The following is a 20,040-nucleotide window of genomic DNA, read 5'->3' on the forward strand; positions in this document are numbered from 1 at the left end:
CCCGTGTACCCGTGGCGGCGGCGCGTGTCGTCGCGCCACGCGGCGAGGCGCTCGCGCCAGGCCGGGCGGTCGGCGGGGTCGGCCGGGCCGACGAAGATCTTCGCCTCGTCGAGCGCGAGGGACTGCTCGGGCGTGAGCGGCCCGTCGAGCACGGGGACGGCGACCGGATCCGCACCGATCCGGTCGCCGACCCCGTGCTCGGCTGCGTCGTGGGCGTCTCGGTGGGCGGCTCGGTGGCTTGATCGAGGCTGGTTCACCGGTTACGCAGGTGTCCTCACGATTCCCGTAGGGTGGGCGGCGGCCGCGGCGTCGCGGCCCGCCGCCGACGAGGGGGGACCCCGTGACCGACCCGACGACCACCACCGCACCGACGACGTTCGTGGTGACCGAGCAGCAGTTCGACGCGATGTTCCCGGAGCGGAACCCGTTCTACACGTACGCCGGGCTCGTCGCGGCGACGGTCGCGTACCCCGCGTTCGCGACGTCGGGCGGCGACCGCGTGGCCCGGCGCGAGGCCGCGGCGTTCCTCGCGCAGGTGAGCCACGAGACGCACGGGCTGGAGCACGTCGTCGAGGTCAACACCGCGAACTACCCGCACTACTGCGACCCCGCGCGGCCGTACGGGTGCCCCGCCGGCCAGGACGCCTACTACGGCCGCGGCCCGCTCCAGCTCAGCTGGAACTTCAACTACCGGGCGGCCGGGGAGGCGCTGGGGATCGACCTCCTCGCCGACCCGTGGCTCGTCGAGCAGGACCCGACCGTCGCGTGGCAGACGGCCCTCTGGTACTGGAACACCCAGCCCGGCACGGCCTCGATGACGTGCCACGACGCGATCGTCGGCGAGCACGGCTTCGCCGAGACCATCCGGTCCATCAACGGCCCGCTCGAGTGCGAGGGCGGCAACCCCCGCCAGATGAACAACCGCGTTCGCCTCTTCCGCCACTACGTCGAGATCGTCGGAACGACGACGGGCGACCACCTCACCTGCTGACCCGACCCCTCCCCACCCCCACCACCGCCGCCGAGCACGGGGTCAGCGACCGAAATCCCGAGGAAACGGTCGCCGACCCCGTGCTCGACTGCGTTCGGGGGCGGCGGCAGGGTCAGGGTCAGGGGCAGGTGAGGGCGGCGTACGAGACGACGGCGGCGCGGCCGTCCACCGTCGCGGTCGCCTCGCCCGCGGGGACGGTCGTGGCGCGGACGGCGAACGACCGGTAGGCCGACGCGCCCGGGGCGACGTCCGCGACGACGTGCGTGCCGTACGGCGTCGCGAGCGCGACGTCGACGGGCGCGTCGCCGGTGCTCGTCGCGCGCACGGCGACGTAGGCCTTGCCCGCGAGGCACCGCGCCTCGGCGGTGACGTCGAGCGCCGGGCCGGCAGCCCCGCCGTCGGGCACGACGGCGTCCCACGGCGTCCGGGCCACGAACACGTCGGCGGCGCCCGCGTTCGTCGTGCCCGCGGGGGCGCCGTACGTGAGCCCGGTGAGCAGCGCCGCGCCGTCGCGGCCGTCGGCGGCGGGTGCCGGGGCCGCGAACAGGTTCGCGTCGTCCCACTCGTCGGCGCCGTCGCGCTCGCGCGACCCGGTCTGCGTCGCCTCGCCCGGGGTGCCGTCGGCCGCGACGGGGAACGTCACGACGTCGACCCCGCCGACGGCCGTGCCCAGCGCGCCGTACGTCGTGCCGACGACGAGCACCGCGTCGTCGGCACCGAGCACGCCCGTCACGCCGCGGTCGTCGGTCGACGTCCCGGCCTGCGTCGTCCACAGGACCTCGCCCGCGGTGTCGAGGGCGCGCACGACGACGTCGTTGTCCCCGAGGTTGCCGCCCTCGCCGAGCGCTCCGCGCGTGTGCCCGACGGCGACGACCGACCCGTCCGAGCGCGCCACGAGGCCGTTGACCTGGTCGTTCTCGCCCGTCGCGACGGCGCGCAGCCACTCCTGCTCGCCGTCCGCGCCGTAGCGCGCGACCCAGCCGTCGTTCGCGCCCGCACGCTCGGCCCCGGGCATCCCGCCGCCCGACACCCCGCCCACGTACACCGCGCCGTCGGGCGAGGCTGCGATCGCGAGCGCCTTGTCCTCGCCGGGCCCGCCCACCTGGCGCAGCCACAGCAGCTCGCCCGCCGCGGAGACCCGCCCGACCAGCGCGTCCTTGTCCCCGGCGCTCGGCGCGTCGCCCACGGCACCGCTCGTGTACCCGGCGACGTAGGCGCCGCCCGCGCCGTCGGGCGCGACGGCGTAGAAGCGGTCGGCCGCGGCGGGGTCGCCGGTCTGCAGCGTCCAGGCGCGCTCGCCGTCGGCGGTGACGGCCGCGACGAACCCGTCGTCGCGCGTCGTGCCCGCGTGGGCGCCGTCGAGGTCGCCCTTGGTGTACCCGGCGACGAGCACGCCGCCGTCGGCGCCCGGCACGACGCCGTACGCGCGGTCGTCCGCGGCCGTCGCAACCGGGTGCCGCCAGACCTCGGCACCGTCGGCGTCGCGCCGCACGACGACCGTGTCGAGCCCGCCCGCGGGCTCGTACCCGTCCCACGCGCCGGCGAGGTTGAGCGCGACGGCGGTGCCGCCGTCGGGCAGGGCCGCGACCCCGCCCGCGCGGTCGTCGCCCGCCGAGCCGAGGAGCTCGGCGTCCCACGACGCGGCGGGCGTGGTGCGCAGGCGCGCCGAGACGTCGACGACCCCCTCGCGGAACGCGGGCCGCCAGACGTCCCAGTCGTGGCCGCCGTCGAGCACGCGCAGCTCGGCCGTCACGCCCGGGACGCGGCGCGCCTGGTTGTAGAGGCGCGCGGACTCGAAGTCGATGTCGTGCGTGGCCTCGGCCGGGTCGGGGTTGGCCCACTCGTCGTCGCCGACGGCGACGAACAGGTGCACCGGGAGTGCCGGGTCGAGCGCCGCGAGCGCCGTCGGGTAGGACAGCTCCGTGTACCGGTCGGCGTCGAACGGCGCGGTCCCGACGCCGTAGCCGCCGTGGTCGCGGGCCGAGGAGTCCGCGGGCGGCTGCGGCACGTAGACGGCGGGGCTCAGCACGATGCCCGCGGAGAACGTGTCCTGGTGGGCGAGCGTGAACCGCAGCGCGCCCGCGCCGCCCATGGAGTAGCCGCCGACGGCGCGCGCCTCGCGGTCCTCGACCGTGCGGTACGTCGCGTCGACGTGCTCGACGAGGTCACGCGTGAACGCCGTCTCGACGGCGGTGCCGGCCCCGGCGCCCGTCGCGTCCCCGGTGTACAGCGAGTCCGTGTACCAGGAGCCGCGGTCGTTCCACGGCGCGTCGGGCATGACGACGACCATCGGCTGGATCTCGCCCGCCCCGATGAGCTCGTCGAGGTCGCCCGTGACCTGCTGCCACGCGGCCTGCGTGTCGCCGCGGCCGTGCAGCAGGTAGAGCGTCGGGTACTCCTGCGCGGCGTCGTCGTAGCCGGGCGGCAGGTAGACCGTGTAGTCGATCGGTCCGGCCGCGGAGTCCGCGACCCGCCCCGTCTCGACCGTGCCCTGCTCCGCGGCGGTCGCGGGCAGCGCGAGCGCCGACCCGCCGATCGTCGCGCTCACCGCCAGCGCGGCGAGCGCCGCCGTCCTCCCGGGCCGCCGGTGCGGCCGTCGTGCTGCGTCCATGGTCTCTCCTCGTCGAGATCCGGTGATGACTGCCCCCCTATCCCCCACCCCCCACCCGCCGACCACGGGGTTGGCGACCGTCCTCGGGGGAATCCGGTCGCAGATCCCGTGCTCGGCGGTCGTCAGTGGCGTGGGCGGCGGTCCGCCAGCGCGAGGACCGTGCGCGCGCGCTCGACCATCGCGACGTCGAGGAACGTGCCGTCGGCGAGCGCCACGACGCCCGTGCCCGACGCCGCCGCGTCGCCGACGCGCTCGACGACCTCGCGCGCGCGGTCCACCTCGTCCGGGGTCGGGAGGAACGCGGCGCGGATGGTGTCGAGCTGCGCGGGGTGGATCGCGGTGCGGCCGCAGAAGCCGAGCGCCCGCCCCGCGCGGCACGACGCCGCGAGCCCGTCGAGGTCGCGCACGTGCGTGAACGCGGACATCGCGGGCGACGGGAGCCCCGCCGCCCGGGCCGCGACGACGACCCGGCTGCGCGCCCACGCGAGCCCGGCCTCGTCGTCGACCCGCAGGTCGGAGCGGAGGTCGGCCTCGCCGAGCCCGAGGGACGCGACCTGCGGCGACGCCGTCGCGAGCTCGAACGCGCGCTCGACGCCGAGGGCCGACTCGACCAGCAGGTGCAGCGCCCGCCCGGGGAGCGCCGCCGCGAGCGCGCGCACCTCGTCGGCGGACTCGACCTTCGGCGCGCGCGCCCCGACGGCGAGCGGCATGCCCGCGAGGGCCGCGACGTCGGCGGCGTGCCACGGCGTCGCGGGGTGGTTGACCCGCACCTGGACCCCGCGCGCGGCGGCCGCGTCGTCGAGCAGCGCGACGGCGTGCGCCCGCGCCTCGTCCTTGCGCGCCGGCGCGACGGCGTCCTCGAGGTCCACGAGCACGACGTCGGCCGCGGACCCGAGCGCCTTGGCCACCCGGTCGGGCCGGTCCGCGGGCACGTACAGCAGCGTCAGCGGCGGCGCGGCGCCCGGCCGGTCGCCCCGGCCCGTCACACCGCCCCCTCGGCCCGGAGCTCCGCGACGCGCTCGGGCGAGAACCCGAGCTCGCCCAGCACGGCGTCGGTGTCGGCGCCGTGCGCCCGGCCGGTGAAGCGGATGACGCCGTCGTTCTCGGACATGCGGAACAGCGGGCCCTGCATGAGCATCGGCCCGAGCTCGGGGTCCTCGATCTCGTGGATCGTGCCGAGCGCGCGGAACTGCGGGTCGTCGACGATGTCCTGGGCGTCGTAGATCGGCGCGACGGCGGCCTGCGCCTCCTCGAACGCGGCGACGACCTCGTCGCGCGTGCGCTGCGCGATCCAGCCGCCGACGGCCTCGTCGAGCAGGTCGGCGTGCTGCGCGCGCTCGACGCCGCTAGCGAACCACGGCTCGACGACGATCTCGGGGCGACCCACGAGGCGCATGACGCGCTCGGCGATGGACTGCGCCGACGTCGACACCGCGACCCACTGCCCGTCGCGCGTGCGGTAGGTGTTGCGCGGCGCGTTGTTCGCGGACCGGTTGCCGGTGCGCGGCTGCACGGTGCGGAGCTGGTCCCAGCGCGTGATCTGCGGCCCGAGCATCGCGAGGATGGGCTCGATGATCGCCGTGTCGACGACCTGCCCGTGCCCGGTGCGCTCGCGCGTGGACAGCGCCACCATGACGGCGAACGCCGTCGCGAGCGACGCGACGCCGTCGGCGAGCCCGAACGGCGGGAGGGTCGGCGGGCCGTCGGGCTCGCCGGTCATCGCGGCGAACCCGCTCATCGCCTCGGCGAGCGTGCCGAACCCGGGGCGGGTGCGGTACGGCCCGACCTGCCCGAACCCGCTCACGCGCGCGAGCACGAGCCGCGGGTTGCGCGCGGACAGCTCGTCGTAGCCGAGGCCCCAGCGCTCGAGCGTGCCGGGCCGGAAGTTCTCGACGACGACGTCCGCCTCGGCGACGAGCGCGAGGAACACCTCGCGGCCACCGTCGCTCCCCAGGTTCGCGGTGACGGTGCGCTTGTTGCGCCCGAGCGTCTTCCACCACAGGTTCACGCCGTCCTTCGCGGCGCCGTGCGTGCGCGACGGGTCGGGCTTCGTGGGGTGCTCGACCTTGACGACGTCGGCGCCCAGGTCGCCGAGGTGCATCGCCGCCATGGGCCCGGCGAACAGCGTCGACGCGTCGACGACGCGCAGGCCCGCGAGCGCGCCGACGGCGGGGTCGCGCGAGACGCGCGGTGCGTCCGTCATGCCGTCACCCCCGTCGCGTCGTCGGCGAGGTCCCACGCGCAGCGGAACCCGACGGTCGCGCCGCGCGCGAGCCCCAGGCCGGGGACGAGGAGCTTGACCGCGTAGTCCGCCGCGTGGCGCCCGCCCTCGACGTACCAGTCGGAGCCCTCGGCGCGGTGGTCGCTGCCGCCCTTGAGCATGACGAACCGCGTGCGGCCGTCGGAGTGCTCGGAACCCGTCCAGCTCCACACGGCAGGCTCGCCGCGCGTCCAGCCGGGCTGCTCGGCCGCGAGCTGCCACTCGTCCTCGGTGGGCAGGCGCCCGCCGCGCCACGCGCAGAACGCGCGCGCGTCGTCGAGATCGACGAACGTCACGGGCTCGTCCTCCGTGCCGGGCACGGGACGGCCGTCGACCCAGTGCGCGAGGAAGCGGTGCGCGACGGCGGGCACGTAGCCCGTGGCCGCGAGGAACTCCGCGAACTCCGCGTTCGTCACGTCGCGGCCCACCGCCACCGGGGCGGCGAGCTCGCCGTCGCGCTGGAGGGTCCGCGCGTCGTGCAGGCGCGGCGGGAGCGGCTTCCACTCGTCCACGTACGGCGCGCCCTGGTACATCCCGGTCTCGCGCGCGCGGTACCGGACGGTCAGCACGTACGGTCCCGCGGGCACGACGACGGCGCCCGCCCCGGGCGCGCCCGTCGCCCGGGCGGCGTCCTGCCCGACGACGGCCCCCGGCCCGGCCGGGTCCGTCCCTCCGGTCGGAACGGACGTGGGGACGGAGGCGTCGAGGCGCCGCGCGAGCCGGTGCGGGAACCGCGCGTCGGGGTCGTGCGGCGCGGTCTCGTCGAGCGAGGCGACCACGTCGCGCAGGTGCGGCAGCCACGCGGGCAAGGCAGCGCCGTCGGCCACGTGCAGCACCGCGGCGATGCCGCGGCCGGGCACGCGCCCGGGCGTGCCGTCCGGGAGCAGCGGGCCGTCGTGGTCCGTCTCGCCGCGGTTGACGAGCGTCCACAGGGTCACGCCGTCGAGCTCCCAGCGCGACGCGTAGACCCCGGCGGCCTCGGCCTCGGGCGCGAGCTCGGCCAGCGGCGTCCACTCCCCGTCGAGCAGCAGCGGACGCGCCGCGCGCTGGACCGTGACCAGGCGCGTCACGGTCGCGGCGTCGCGCCGCGACCAGCCGACCCAGACGCCGAACACGACCTCCCACACCATGACGCCCACGCCGTTGAGCCACGCGGACTGGAGCTCCTCGGAGTGGTCGCGGTGCCAGCGGCGCACGTGGTGCTGCATGTGCCGGCGCTCGTACCAGTGCGCGCGCAGCACGCCGGGCACGGGCGAGTCTGCGAAGAACTGCGCCCACGAGGACGAGTGGTCCGCGATGCGCTCGACCGGGAGCTTGGACTCGCCCTCCAGGACGATGCCCGGGCGCGCGGCCTCGAGCCGCGCCACGAGCTCCGGCTCGGCCTTCTTCAGCGTGTCGAGGAAGACGCCGTCGGCGCCGAGGTCGCGCACGACGGCGGCGAGCTCGGTGAGGTCGTCGTCGCCGCGGCGCGTGCCGACGTCCCACGGGTTGTAGTCGACGAACACGTGCAGGCCCGCGTCGCGGAAGGTCCGCACGAGGTCGACGATCCCCGGGACGTCGCGGTAGAAGTCCCACTGGTTGCGGTCGTCGATCCCGATGACGGGGTACGCGTGCCACAGCACGACGGCGTCGAGGCCGCCGAACCGCTCGCGCGCGTCGGCGAGGAACCGCTCCGGCGTGAACCGGTGCTCCTCGAAGGAGTACAGCAGCTCGTCCCAGAGCCACACCTGCGCGACCGTCGAGCACCCCGCGGCCCACGCCGCGGCCGGGCGGTCGTACGCCGCGCCCGTGTACCCGTGGCGGCGGCGCGCGTCGTCGCGCCACGCGGCGAGGCGCTCGCGCCAGGCCGGGCGGTCGGCGGGGTCGGCCGGGCCGACGAAGATCTTCGCCTCGTCGAGCGCGAGGGACTGCTCGGGCGTGAGCGGCCCGTCGAGCGCGACCTCGGTCGGCAGGTCGATCGGGCGCGGGACCAGCGGGTCGAACGTGTAGGTCATGGTGCCTTTCCCTCGGCGGGCCGGGCCCGCGCTCGGACGTGCTGCGGACGGGCTCAGGTCGGTCGGTCGGGGTTCGCGGCGTGCTCGGCGAGCGCGACGACGTCCGCCGCGTCGGGCACGGCGTCCTGCGCGCCGGGCCGGGTCACGGCGAGCGCGCCCGCGGCGGCGGCGAGCCGCGCGGCGTCGGGCAGGTCCGCGCCGCGCGCGAGCGCCGCGGCGAGGACGCCGCAGAACGTGTCGCCCGCGCCGGTGGTGTCGACCGCCTCGACGGCGATCGCGGGGACGGTCGTGAGCAGGGGCCCGGCCGGGCGGCGCTCCGCGACGAGGCTGCCCTCTCCGCCCAGCGTCACGACGACGGCCGGCACGCGCTCCAGCAGCAGCCCCGCGAGCGCGCTCGGGTCGGCGTCGCCGGAGGCGCCCGCCAGGTCCGCCGCCTCGTGCTCATTGACGACGAGCACGTCGAGCGCGGCCCACACGTCGTCGGGCAGGTCGCGCGACGGCGCCGCGTTGAGGACCAGCAGCGCGCCCGGTCGGCGCGCCGCGGCGGCGGCACGGACGACGTCGAGCGGGATCTCGAGCTGCGCGAGCACGACGTCCGCGGCGGCGATCCGCTCGGCCTGCGCCGCGCCGACCGTCACGTACGAGTTCGCCCCGGGCGCCACGACGATCGCGTTCTCGCCGTCGGGCGAGACGGTGATGAGCGCGGTGCCCGTCGCGGCGTCCACGCGCTCGACGAGGTCGGTCCGCACCCCGCCGCGGTCGAGCGACGCGAGCAGCAGGTCCGCCGCGTCGTCGTGCCCGAGCGCGCCGACGAACGTCGTGCCGGCACCGCCCGCTCGCGCCGCGCCGACCGCCTGGTTCGCGCCCTTGCCGCCGGGGTTGCGCCGCAGCTCGCCGCCGAGGATGGTCTCGCCGCCGCCGGGGTGCCGCGGCACGTCGACGACGAGGTCGACGTTCGCCGACCCGACCACCACGACCCGTCCCGACCCGCCCGGGACCGTGGCGCCCTGCTCCCCGTCCGCCGTCGTGCTCATGCCTGTGCCTCCTCCGTGGGACCCTGCACGGCTCCCCCGGCCACCACGACCGGGACCGTCGCGAGCGCGACCGTCCGCGCCGCGAGGTCCACGATCCTCTGCTCGCCGCCGGGCAGCGAGGTCGCGATGTGGCCGTCGAGCGGGCGCGTCCACCGCTGGCCGATGCCCTCGACGCCCTGCAGCGCACCCACCACGCCGCCGACCGTCGCCCCCGCGGAGTCGGTGTCCCAGCCCGCGGTGACGGCGATCGCGACGCTCGCGCCGAAGTCGCCGCGGCCGTCCGCGCCGCGCCCCGCGGTGAGCGCGTAGGCGATCACCGCGGCGTTGTTGAGCACGTGCACCCAGTGCAGGTCGCCGTAGACGGCGTGGATCGTGTCGAGCCCGGCGCGCACGCCCGCCTCGGACGCGTCGCCGTCGCGGCCCGCGTCCCGCCCGAGCCGGATCGCCGCGGCCAGGCGGCTGCCCGGCGGCACGACGGCGTCCGCCGCGTCGAGCACCTCGTCCACCGTCTCGCAGACCATCGCCGCCGACGCGAGCGCGGCCGCCCACATCGCGCCGTACACGCCGTTGCGCGTGTGGCTCAGGCGCGCGTCCGTCCACGCGAGGCGCGCGGCCTCGCGCACGTCGCCGGGCGAGACCCAGCCGAGCACGTCCGTGCGGATGAGCGCGCCGATCCACTCCCGGAACGGGTTGTGGTGCGTCGCCGTCTCCGGCACCGGCCGCGCGTCGAGGATGTTGCGGTACGCGGCGCGCTCGGCCGTGAACACCCGGCCCGCGGGCAGCGCGTCGAGCCAGAGCTGCGCGACGTCGTCCGTCGTGAAGCCGCGACCGTGCCGCTCCAGCAGGGCGAGCGCGAGGATCGGGTAGTTGAGGTCGTCGTCCTCGGGCATCCCGTCGATGTTCTCCTCGAGCGACGTCGGGGCGCTGCGCCGGTTCCACGGCCAGCGCGCGGCGACGTCGTCGGGCAGCCCGACGGCGGTGAACCAGCGGTCCAACGGCCACCGGCCCGTGGCGCGCAGGATCTCCTCGATCCCGGCGCGCGGGATCTTCTCCACCGGCTTGCCGAGCAGGCAGCCCGCCGCGCGCCCGGTCCACGCGCCGAGCACGCGCTCCGCGTACGCGGCGTCGGCGGCGGCGGTTCCGCTCGGCGCACCGGCCGCGATGCCGGCGGAGGACCCGACGGCGCCCGGGCGGGTGGGCAGGCCGGGCGCCGCCGGGAGCGTGGCGAGGATCGCGTCCCAGTCGTCGGGCTCGTGCGGCGCGGGCGCCGCGGGCAGCGCGTCGAGCTCCACGAGCAGGTCGCGCGCGAGCGCGCGCAGCTCCGGGGTCGCGGGGACGGGACCGGCCCCGCTCACCGCGGGGACGGGGTCCCCGCCCGCGGCGGCCCAGCGCTCGCGCACGTCCGCGAGCGCCGCGGGGTCCTTGCCCTCCGCCGCGGCCTGGACGAGCTCGTGCGCGAGCAGGTCCTCGGGCTGGGCCCAGGTCAGCCTCACGCCGGGTCACCCGCCCGCGCGGCGAGGGCCGCGCCGTCGACGGGCGCGCTGCCGAGCTCGGCGAGCGCGCGCAGGCGGGCGGTCGCGCGCTCGCGGTCGGCCCGCAGGATGTCCTGCGCGGCGGACGCCATGAGCCGCCCGGTCTCCCGGACGTCCATGCGGCTCGCCTCCTCGATCGCGTCGAGCCACTCGTCCGGCACGACGGCGGTCCCGCCGAGGCCCGCGCACACCGCGCCGGCCATCACGGCGATCGAGTCGGCGTCGCGGCCGTAGTTCACGGCGCCGAGGACCGCGCCGCGGAAGTCGCCGCGGTGCCCGAGCACGAAGCCGAGCGCCGCGGGCAGCTCCTCGATGGACTTGGTGCGCGACGGGCGTCGCGCGTCCATCGACATCTGCCGGTACGCGGGCCCGACGGAGTCGAACGGCGCGACCGTGTCGCGGATCAGCCGCGCGAGGGCGCGCTCCTCCTCGTCGGTGGTGGGCGCCGTCGTCCAGCCGTCGAACGCCTCGACGACGGCCTGGAGCGCGGCGGCCGTGCCGTCGTGCGCGACGTCGAGCGCGGCGTGCACGACGTCGTCGACCGTGGCCCCCGGCGCGACGGACGCGGCGACCATGGCCGCGAACACGCCCGCGGCCTCGCGGCCGTAGCTCGACTGGTGCGCTCCGGTGAGGTCGATCGCCTCGGCGTACGCGCCGCGCGGGTCGCCCGCGTTCGCGAGCCCGACGGGCGCGACGTACATCGCGGCGCCGCAGTTGACGACGTTCCCGACCCCGGCCTCGCGCGGGTCGACGTGCCCGTAGTGCAGGCGCGCGACGATCCACTTCTCCGCGAGGAAAACGCGCTGGAGCAGCAGGGCCGTGGACTCGAGCTCGGGGATCCAGCGCGGCTCGCCGATCATGAGGGGCACGAGGTCCTCGGCCATCGCGTACGCGTCGAGGTGCTCGCGGCGCTTCGCGTACACCTCCACGAGCGCGCGCGTCATGAGGGTGTCGTCCGTGATGTGCCCGTCACCCTTGTGGTAGGGCGCGATCGGACGCGCGTCCTGCCAGTTCGGGTACCAGGGCTCCACGATCCCCGTCACGCGGCCGCCGTGGCGCTCCTCGATCTGCTCGGGCGTCCAGCCCTCCGTGGCGCCTCCCAGCGCGTCCCCCACCGCCGCTCCGGTGATCACTGCCACCGCTCGGTCGTCCAGCCAGGTCACGATCCACTCCCTGTCGATCCGTCTCGGCGCCTCGCGCCGGTGCGACCCGTGCGGGTCGCGGTTCCCGGCCGGGCGGTCGTGTGCGCGGCCGCCCGGCCGCTGCTGCTCGGTGCTCGCCGCGACCCGTGACGCGGTGCCGCGGCGAGCGACCGAGAGTGCTACTTGGTGATCTCGGCCCAGCCCGACTCGAGCTCGGTCGCGAGCTGGTCGGCGTCGATCTCCTGGGCGAGGAACTTCTGGTACGCGGGCGTCGCGACGGTGTCCTTCCACTGCGCGTACGCGTCGACGAACAGGTACGGCGCCGAGGTGAGGTACTGGCCGGAGGAGAGGATCGTCGACCAGCCGTTCTCGTCGCCGAGCGACTCCGCCATGGCCTCCTGGGCCGACGTCGTCGCGGGGATGAGCGCGTCCGCCTCGTTGAGCGCGGCGAGGTTCTCCGTCTGCGTGAAGAACTCGATGAACTCCGCGGACTCCTCGACGTGCTCGGAGTCGATGTTCACCGAGAGCGTCTGCGGGTTCGCGGCCTGCTCGGCGCCGTCGGGGCCCTCGAGCGGGGGCAGCACGACCCAGTCGAAGCCCTCGGGCGCGTCGTTCGCGATGTTCGCGGCCTGGAACGAACCCTGGATCGTCATCGCGACCTGCCCCGCGTAGAACGACGCGAGCGTCTCCGACCCGGACTGCGTGAGGGTCACCGGCAGCACCGTGCCGTCGGTGTGCGCCATCGTGTCGACGAGCTCCGGCAGGGCAATCTCGCCCTCGCCGATGGTGATGCTCGCGTCCGCGCCCGTGCCCTCGAAGTACTCGCCGCCGAAGCCGGGGGCCATCGCCATGAACGCGGCCGTCGGGCTCGCGAGCCCCCACCCGAGCCCGTACGCGCCGTCCTTCGTCGTGGCCTGCGCGATCTGCCGCAGCTCGTCCCAGGTCATCGTCTCGCCCGTGGGGATCTCGACGCCGGCCGCGTCGAGCATCGTCTTGTTGGCGAAGACCATGTAGGACTGCAGCTCGGTCGGGTACGCGATGACCTGGTCGTCGACCGTCACGGCGTCGAGGATGCCCTCGGGGATGTCGTCCCGGCGCTCGTCGGACATGTACTCCGAGAGGTCCGCGAGGTACCCGTCGACCGCGAACGGCACGATGCTCGCGGCCTCGTAGTGGATGATGTCCGGCGCGGCGCCGCCGTTGAACTGGGTGATGAGCTTGTCGTAGATGCCGTCCCAGCCGGCGGGCACGATCTCGACCTGGACGTCGGGGTTCGCCTCGTTCCAGTCGGCGACGATCTTCTCGGTCGCCTCGATCGCGGCGGGCTGGTCGGACAGCGACTGGAACTTCAGCGTCACCGTGCCGCCGTCGGCGCCGTCGTCCCCGCTGCCGCCCCCGCTGGAGCAGGACGCGACGAGCAGGGTCGTGATCGTGAGGCATGCGGCGATGGACGCACCACGAGTCTTCATGGTTCTACCTTTCGGGTGGGGGTGGGGTCGAGAGAGCCTGGGGGCGGGACCGGGCGTGGAGGGGGTCACGGTCAGCCCTTCACCGCGCCCGAGAGCAGGCCGCCGGTGAGCTTCTTCTGCATGATCGAGAAGAAGACGATGCTGGGGATGGCCGCGAGCACGGAGCCCGCGGCGAGGGGGCCGAGCGCCACCTTGCCCTCGCCGCCGATGAACATCTTCAGCGTGATGGGCAGCGTGTAGTTCTCGGGCGACTGGAGCAGCACGAGCGCGAAGAAGAACTCGTTCCACGAGGACACGAAGCTGAACATCGCGGTCGCGACGATCCCGGGCATGAGCAGCGGGAAGACGATGGTGCGCAGGACCGTGAGCCGGCTCGCGCCGTCCATGGAGCCCGCCTCCTCGAGGTCCACGGGGATCGCGCTGACGTAGCCCTGCATCATCCACAGCGCGAACGGCAGCGTGTACGTGGTGTGGACGAGCGTGAGGCCGACGAGCGAGTCCGTGAGCCCGATGGTCCGCAGGATGAGGAACAGCGGCAGGATGATGAGGATCACCGGGAACACCTGGCTCACGAGGATCCAGCCGACGCCCGCCGCGCGGATCTTGCCCCGCAGCCGGGCGAGCACGTACGACGCCGGCAGCGCGATGACGATGACGAGCAGCGTGGACACGACCGCGACGATCGCGCTGTTCCAGGCCGAGCGGACGAGGCCCTGCCGGGCCAGTGCCTGGGAGTAGTTCTCCCAGTGCCAGTCCTGCGGGATGAGGCTCACGGTGAGCGAGTTGAGCTCGCCCGAGGACTTGAGCGAGGCCGAGATCAGCCAGAGCAGCGGGAAGCCGAGGAACAGGATGTAGAACCCCAGGGCCGCGTACTGGGCGGGGCGGACGAGTGCGCGCACGGGTCAGCTCTCCTTCTCGGAGCGGAACTGCGACCGCAGGTAGATCGCGAGCAGGAGGACGACCACGACGACGAGCACGACGCCCATCGCGGCGGCGTAGCCGATGTTGCGGTTCTTGAACGCCTCGAGGTACGTGAAGAGCATCGGGAGCATGGTCCGGCCGCCCGGCCCGCCCTCGGTGAGCACGTAGACCAGCGAGAACGAGTTGAAGTTCCAGATGAAGTTCAGCGAGGTGATCGAGGTGATGATCGGGCGCAGGCTCGGGAGCGTCACCGCGGTGAAGCGGCGCCACGCGCCCGCGCCGTCCATGGCCGCGGCCTCGTGGAGCTCGTCCGGGATCTGCTGGAGCCCGGCGAGCAGCGTCACGGTGGTCTGCGGCATGCCGACCCACACCCCGACGACGATCACCGCGGGCAGGGCGGTCGAGAAGTCCGCGAGCCAGTTGATGTCGTCCGGCAGGCCCAGGGCGCCGAGGAACGCGTTGAGCGGCCCCGCGTTGGGCGAGTAGATCATCTGCCACATGATCGCCACGACGACCGGCGGCATGGCCCACGGGATGAGTGCGAGCACGCGCGTCAGGCCTTGGAGCCGAAGCCCCGAGTTGAGCAGGAGCGCGAGGCCCATCGCCGCGACGAGCTGGAGCAGCGTCACCGAGACGGCCCAGATCATGCCGATGCGGAACGAGTCCCAGAAGAACGAGTTGTCCGCGAGGCGCACGAAGTTGTCGACGCCGACGAACTGGTAGTCCGGCTGGCGCACGAGCCGCGCGTCGGTGAACGCGAGGGCGACGCCCATGACGAGCGGCGCGACGCTGAGCACGAGGATCGGCAGGAGCGACGGCATGACGAGCGCGATCGCCTCGCGCCTCTTGGCGCGGGCCATGCCGCCGGTCCGGCGCACCGGGCCGCGGTCGGGGCGCAGGGCGGCGCGACGGGGGTCGCCCGCGAGGGTCGGTGCGCTCACCGGGAACCACCCCCAGGGGCGGTCGACTCGCGCACCACGAGCCGCGGCCCGACGGCGGTGTGCCGCCCGGGCTCCGCGTCGCCGTCGACGAGGTCCACGACGAGCTGCGCGGCGACGCGTCCACGCTCCGTCGAGCCGAGCGAGACGCTCGTCAGGGAGGGCTGGAACACGCGGCCGATCTCCGTGTCGTCCATGCCGGTCACCGCGACGTCCTCGGGGACCGAGAGCCCCCGCTCGCGCACGGCCCGGATGGCGCCGATGGCGAGGAGGTCGTTGGCCGCGACGATCGCGTCCGGGCGGGCGTCGTCGTCCGTGGCGTCGAGCAGCGCGCGCGTCGTCGCGAGGCCCGCGGCGACGGTGAAGTCGAGGGCGGGCGCGACCTCGACCCGCTCGGCGTCGAAGTCGGCGGCGCGCGTCGCGGCGTCGAAGCCTCGCTGGCGCGCCTCACCGGGCGTCGTGTCGAGGGGACCGTTGAGGAACGCGATCCGGCGGCGGCCGAGGCCGAGCAGGTGCCGCACCGCCTCGCCGATCCCACCCGCCGAGTCCGTGGACACCGAGTCGATGCCGCGGTCCGCGAGCGTGCGGCCGATGACGACGACGGGCACCGGCGCCTCGCGGATCTCCTCGACGAGCTCGTCGTCGGTGCGCAGCGGGCTGAGGATCATGGCGTCGACGAAGCCGCTCGACAGGCTGCGCACGAGCTCGACGGTGGACCGCGTGGTGTCCCCCGTCGTCATGACGACGACGCGGTAGCCGTGCGGCGCGAGCACCTCGTGGATCGCCGTCATCATCTCGACGTAGACGGGGTTGCCGATGTCCGCGACGGCGAACGCCACCTGGAACGTCTTCTTGAGGCGCAGCGAGCGCCCGATGGCGTCCGGGCTGTACCCCAGCTCGGTGGCCGCGGCGCGCACGCGCTCGACCATCGCGGGGCTCGCGCCCGTCCCGTGCAGCGCACGGGAGGTCGAGGCCAGGGAGACCCCGGCCCGCTGTGCCACCTGGATCAGCGTGGCGCGTGATGACGTCACTGTCGTCCACCTCGTCGTCGAAGGACCGTCGTTCTGGAAACGTTTCCAGACTGACGACCTCGACAGCCCTGGAAACGTTTCCGGGTTGGCGGACACTCTCGCACCCGTCCCACCCGGACGTCAACCCCGCCGCCCTCGGGACGCTCGTCCCCCACCGCGAGGTAGAGCCCTGGTCCCGCGAGGTAGAGCCCCGGTCCGCCGAGGTAGAGCCGTGGTCCCGACTTCGGCTCTACCTCGGCAGACCAGGGCTCTACCTCGGGCTCCCACGGGTACGGGGTTCCGCGTAGGGGGGTTGTCCACGACGCCGCGCGGCGGTCAGGCTCGAAGCGACCCGACCACCGACGAAAGGTGCACCGATGCACACGCGAGCCCCGGCGTCGTCCTCCCCCGCGGCGCCCACGACGGCCGCCGCCCGGCCGATCTCCCGCCCCCTCGCCCTGCTCCTCGGCCTCGTCCTCGCGCTCGCGGGAGCGCTCTCGTGGTCCGTCGCGGGCCCGGCGCAGCAGGCGTACGCCGCGACGTGCGCCGCCCCCTGGAGCGCGAGCGCCGTGTACACGGGCGGCGCCGTCGTCTCCCACGGCGGCCAGAACTGGAAGGCCGGCTGGTGGACCCAGGGCGACACGCCCGGCACCACCGGCGAGTGGGGCGTCTGGCGCAGCCAGGGCGCCTGCGGCGGCAGCACGAACCCCGGCAACCCGGGGAACCCCGGCAACCCGACCGGGTTCGTCGTCTCCGAGGCGCAGTTCTACCAGATGTTCCCCAACCGGAACCCGTTCTACACGTACCAGGGCCTCGTCGACGCGCTGTCCGCCTACCCGGGCTTCGCGACGACGGGCGGCACCGAGGTCGCCAAGCGCGAGGCCGCGGCGTTCCTCGCCAACGTCAACCACGAGACCGGCGGCCTCGTGTACGTCAAGGAGATCAACACCGCGAACTACCCGCACTACTGCGACGCCTCGAAGCCGTACGGCTGCCCGGCGGGCCAGTCCGCCTACTACGGCAAGGGCCCGATCCAGCTGAGCTGGAACTACAACTACAAGGCCGCGGGCGACGCGCTCGGCATCGACCTGCTCAACAACCCGTACCTCGTCGAGCAGAACTCCGCGGTCGCGTGGAAGACCGGCCTGTGGTTCTGGAACACGCAGTCGGGCGCGGGCTCGATGTCCGGGCACCAGGCGATCGTGTCGGGCGCCGGCTTCGGCGAGTCCATCCGCTCGATCAACGGCACGATGGAGTGCAACGGCGGGAACCCTGCGCAGGTGCAGTCGCGCATCGCCGCGTTCCAGCGGTTCGCCCAGATCCTCGGCACGACGACGGGCAACAACCTCTCCTGCTGACCCGTCCCGCACGCACGACGGCGGCCCGCCCCACCCCGGGGCGGGCCGCCGTCGTGCGTGGTGCCCTGTGCCGGGACGGACGGGTCAGAGCTGCGCGAGGAGGTCCCGCATGCGGTCGATCTCGCCGCCCTGGCCGGCCGCCGTCTCGGCGGCCATCTCGTTCGCGAAGAGGTCCTCCCCCTCGACGAGCACGACGTCGACCATCGCGAGGGCGCCCTCGTGGTGCTGGATCATCCCCTCGAGGAAGAGGCGGTCGAACTCCGGGCCGCTCGCGGCCTCGAGCGCCGCGAGCTGCTCGTCGGAGAGCATCCCGGCGGCCCCGGCGCCGTGGTCGTGCCCCGCGCCGTCGGGCGCGCGCGGGCCCGTCCCGCCCGCGTCCTGCGCGCCCTCGGGCACGGCGAGGTCGCGCGCCTGGAGCCACGACGCGAGCGCGTGCACCTCGGGCCCCTGCGCGGCGGTGACGCGCTCTGCGAACGACCGGACGGCGTCGGACCCGGCGCGGTCGGGCGCGAGCGCGGCGATCTCGAGGGCCTGGAGGTGGTGCTCGATCATGCCGGTGACGAACGCGGCGTCGGCCTGGTTCCACGAGCCCTCGTCGGGCGCGCCCGCGTAGTCGTCGGGGGCGACGGTCGTCGCACCCTCCCCCGGTCGCCCGGGCTGCACGACGACGCTCGACGGCGTCGACGTCGGCTGCGGGTCGGGCGTGCACGCGGCCAGGCCGAGCGCGGCACCGAGCGCCAGGCCGGTCGCGGTGACGCCGCAGGTCAGGGCACGCGCGGCGGTGCGCCGCGCTGTGTTACGGCTGGGGAAAATCTGCACCCGCGCTGTTCCCTCCGTGTAAAAGATCGTCGCGAACCGCCCGGTTTGAGTGGTCCAGATCACATTTGCCCGCCAGAATTTGCAGCACCCTACCAAGGAGGTGTTTCCCTCGTGCATCGAAGAACGCACCGGCAGACGCACCGGCACCGGAGCCGGGTCCTGCTCGCCTCGTCCCTGGCGGCGACCCTCGCCGTCTCGACCCTCGCGGTCGCCACGACCGCCGCCGCGGAGCCGTCCGACGGCTCCCCCGAGGCGGTGGCGGCGCTCACCGACCAGGCCGCCGCCTCGCTCGCAGACCTCCCCGCACAGCGCCTCGCCCCCCTCGCCCAGGCCACCGACGTCCTGGCGCCCGGGGAGACGGCGGGCAGCCCCAACCTCACGCACGTCGCCAACATCCCGAAGAACGGCGGCTTCGCGCCCGAGGGGCAGTACAGCACCGACCTCGCGTTCCAGGGCCGGTACGCGTTCGCCGGGAACTACGGCGGCTTCACCGTGTACGACGTCGCGAACCCGACCGCCCCGCAGCAGGTCGCCCAGGTCGTCTGCCCCGGGTCCCAGAACGACATCTCCGTCTACGGCGACCTGCTCGTCCTCAGCACCGACTCCTCGCGCAGCAACGACTCGTGCGAGAACGTCGCCCAGAGCGCCGCGATCAAGGACTCGTGGGAGGGCATCAAGGTCTTCGACATCTCCGAGCCGACGGCGCCCGAGTACGTGGCGTCCGTCGAGACGCAGTGCGGCTCCCACACGCACTCCCTCGCGCCGTCGCAGGACGGCGAGGAGCTGTTCGTCTACGTCTCGTCGTACAGCCCGAACGCGGCGTTCCCCGACTGCCAGCCCCCGCACGACCTCATCTCGGTCGTGCAGATCCCGCTCGACGACCCCGCCGCGGCGGAGCTCGTCTCGACGCCCGTCCTCTTCCCCGACGGCGGCAACCCGGGCGGCAACGGCTCGAGCACGACGTCGGGCTGCCACGACATCACGACCTACCCGTCGAAGGACCTCGCGGCGGGCGCGTGCATGGGCGACGGCATCCTCCTCGACATCTCCGACCGCGCGCACCCGGTGGTGACCGAGGTCGTCCGGGACACGACGAACTTCGCGTTCTGGCACTCGGCGACGTTCAACAACGCCGGCACCAAGGTCGTCTTCACGGACGAGCTGGGCGGCGGCGGGGCGCCGACGTGCAACCCGACCGTCGGGCCGGAGAAGGGCGCGGACGCCATCTACGACATCGTGGGCGGCGAGCTCGTGTTCAAGAGCTACTACAAGATCGAGCGCGAGCAGGCCGCGACGGAGAACTGCGTCGCGCACAACGGCTCGCTCATCCCCGTCCCGGGCCGCGACATCATGGTCCAGGCCTGGTACCAGGGCGGCATCTCGGTGTGGGACTTCACGGACTCGGCGAACCCCGTCGAGATCGCGTGGTTCGACCGCGGCCCGCTGTCCGCGGAGCGGCTGATCCTCGGCGGCTCGTGGTCGGCCTACTGGTACAACGGCGCGATCATCTCGAACGACATCCAGCAGGGCCTCGACGTCCTGCTGCTCGACGACCCGGTGACGAACGCCGCGAAGTCGGTCGTGACGGACGAGTTCAACCCGCAGGCCCAGCCGACGTACGCCGAGCCGCCGGCCTGGTCGAAGGGCACCGCCTACGCGGGCGGCACCACGGTCACCTACGGGGGCGCCGTGTGGCGCGCGCAGTGGTGGACGAAGGGCCAGGTGCCCGGTGCCGACGCGTGGGGCCCGTGGGAGGAGATCGCCGGGGTCGACTCCGCCGGGGTCGGCGCGTGGAAGCCGAGCCGCGTCTACGTCAAGGGCGACAGCGTGACGTACGAGGGCACGACGTACACCGCGAAGTGGTGGACGCGGAACCAGGCGCCCGGCGACCGCTGGGGCCCCTGGGACCCGCAGGACTGACGCGCCCCGCCCGGGCGCCGCGCCCGAGCGTGGCGCCCGGG

General features: G+C 74.7%; 15 protein-coding genes. 3 read left to right on the forward strand and 12 right to left on the reverse strand.

What is annotated here, in order from left to right; all coding sequences use genetic code 11:
* Positions 1-340: 340 nt before the first annotated feature.
* Positions 341-991 (forward strand): chitinase, encoded by a 651-nt coding sequence (locus tag GWJ10_RS02670; protein ID WP_163184905.1) that lies wholly within the window; start codon positions 341-343, stop codon positions 989-991.
* A gap of 118 nt (positions 992-1,109) precedes the next feature.
* On the opposite strand, the gene GWJ10_RS02675 is transcribed toward GWJ10_RS02670, so the two are convergent.
* The 11 genes from GWJ10_RS02675 to GWJ10_RS02725 form a co-directional block, all read right to left on the reverse strand.
* Positions 1,110-3,602 carry an alpha/beta hydrolase-fold protein gene (locus GWJ10_RS02675; protein WP_163184908.1) on the reverse strand — a complete coding sequence of 831 codons (2,493 nt, stop codon included), beginning with the start codon at positions 3,600-3,602 and terminating at the stop codon, positions 1,110-1,112.
* Positions 3,603-3,724: 122 nt separating this feature from the next.
* Positions 3,725-4,588, reverse strand: coding sequence for a CoA ester lyase (locus GWJ10_RS02680; RefSeq protein WP_163184911.1), 864 nt, complete (start codon positions 4,586-4,588; stop codon positions 3,725-3,727).
* Positions 4,585-5,805, reverse strand: a complete 1,221-nt coding sequence (locus GWJ10_RS02685; RefSeq protein ID WP_163184914.1) for a CoA transferase — start codon at positions 5,803-5,805, stop codon at positions 4,585-4,587. Before GWJ10_RS02685 ends, GWJ10_RS02680 begins: the two co-directional genes overlap by 4 nt.
* Complete coding sequence (locus GWJ10_RS02690) at positions 5,802-7,856, reverse strand: SUMF1/EgtB/PvdO family nonheme iron enzyme (protein ID WP_163184917.1); 2,055 nt, start codon at positions 7,854-7,856, stop codon at positions 5,802-5,804. Before GWJ10_RS02690 ends, GWJ10_RS02685 begins: the two co-directional genes overlap by 4 nt.
* Before the next feature lie 53 nt (positions 7,857-7,909).
* Positions 7,910-8,890, reverse strand: coding sequence for a ribokinase (locus GWJ10_RS02695; protein ID WP_163184920.1), 981 nt, complete (start codon positions 8,888-8,890; stop codon positions 7,910-7,912).
* Positions 8,887-10,383, reverse strand: coding sequence for an ADP-ribosylglycohydrolase family protein (locus GWJ10_RS02700; RefSeq protein ID WP_163184923.1), 1,497 nt, complete (start codon positions 10,381-10,383; stop codon positions 8,887-8,889). The genes GWJ10_RS02695 and GWJ10_RS02700 overlap by 4 nt, the downstream gene beginning before the upstream one ends.
* A complete protein-coding gene (locus GWJ10_RS02705; protein WP_163184927.1) occupies positions 10,380-11,585 on the reverse strand; it encodes an ADP-ribosylglycohydrolase family protein in 1,206 nt (401 codons plus the stop codon). Before GWJ10_RS02705 ends, GWJ10_RS02700 begins: the two co-directional genes overlap by 4 nt.
* A gap of 158 nt (positions 11,586-11,743) precedes the next feature.
* Positions 11,744-13,033, reverse strand: a complete 1,290-nt coding sequence (locus GWJ10_RS02710; RefSeq protein ID WP_163184930.1) for a sugar ABC transporter substrate-binding protein — start codon at positions 13,031-13,033, stop codon at positions 11,744-11,746.
* A 71-nt stretch (positions 13,034-13,104) separates the two neighbouring features.
* Positions 13,105-13,932, reverse strand: a complete 828-nt coding sequence (locus GWJ10_RS02715) for a carbohydrate ABC transporter permease (protein WP_021481799.1) — start codon at positions 13,930-13,932, stop codon at positions 13,105-13,107.
* 3 nt (positions 13,933-13,935) lie between these two features.
* Positions 13,936-14,895, reverse strand: coding sequence for a sugar ABC transporter permease (locus GWJ10_RS02720; protein ID WP_206158315.1), 960 nt, complete (start codon positions 14,893-14,895; stop codon positions 13,936-13,938).
* Positions 14,892-15,923, reverse strand: coding sequence for a LacI family DNA-binding transcriptional regulator (locus GWJ10_RS02725; RefSeq protein ID WP_021481797.1), 1,032 nt, complete (start codon positions 15,921-15,923; stop codon positions 14,892-14,894). Before GWJ10_RS02725 ends, GWJ10_RS02720 begins: the two co-directional genes overlap by 4 nt.
* Positions 15,924-16,279: 356 nt before the next feature.
* On the opposite strand from GWJ10_RS02725, the gene GWJ10_RS19975 reads away from it, so the two are divergent.
* Complete coding sequence (locus GWJ10_RS19975) at positions 16,280-17,260, forward strand: glycoside hydrolase family 19 protein (RefSeq protein WP_163184932.1); 981 nt, start codon at positions 16,280-16,282, stop codon at positions 17,258-17,260.
* Between the two features lie 84 nt (positions 17,261-17,344).
* On the opposite strand, the gene GWJ10_RS02735 is transcribed toward GWJ10_RS19975, so the two are convergent.
* The gene (locus GWJ10_RS02735; protein ID WP_163184935.1) at positions 17,345-18,079 is read right to left on the reverse strand and encodes a DUF305 domain-containing protein; all 735 of its coding nucleotides are present in this window, start codon (positions 18,077-18,079) and stop codon (positions 17,345-17,347) included.
* A gap of 111 nt (positions 18,080-18,190) precedes the next feature.
* Between GWJ10_RS02735 and GWJ10_RS02740 the strand changes: the two genes are divergently transcribed.
* Positions 18,191-19,999, forward strand: coding sequence for a carbohydrate-binding protein (locus GWJ10_RS02740; protein WP_241005642.1), 1,809 nt, complete (start codon positions 18,191-18,193; stop codon positions 19,997-19,999).
* Positions 20,000-20,040 lie beyond the last annotated feature (41 nt).

The organism is Cellulosimicrobium sp. SL-1 (genome assembly GCF_011033075.1).
Lineage (GTDB): Bacteria > Actinomycetota > Actinomycetes > Actinomycetales > Cellulomonadaceae > Cellulosimicrobium > Cellulosimicrobium funkei.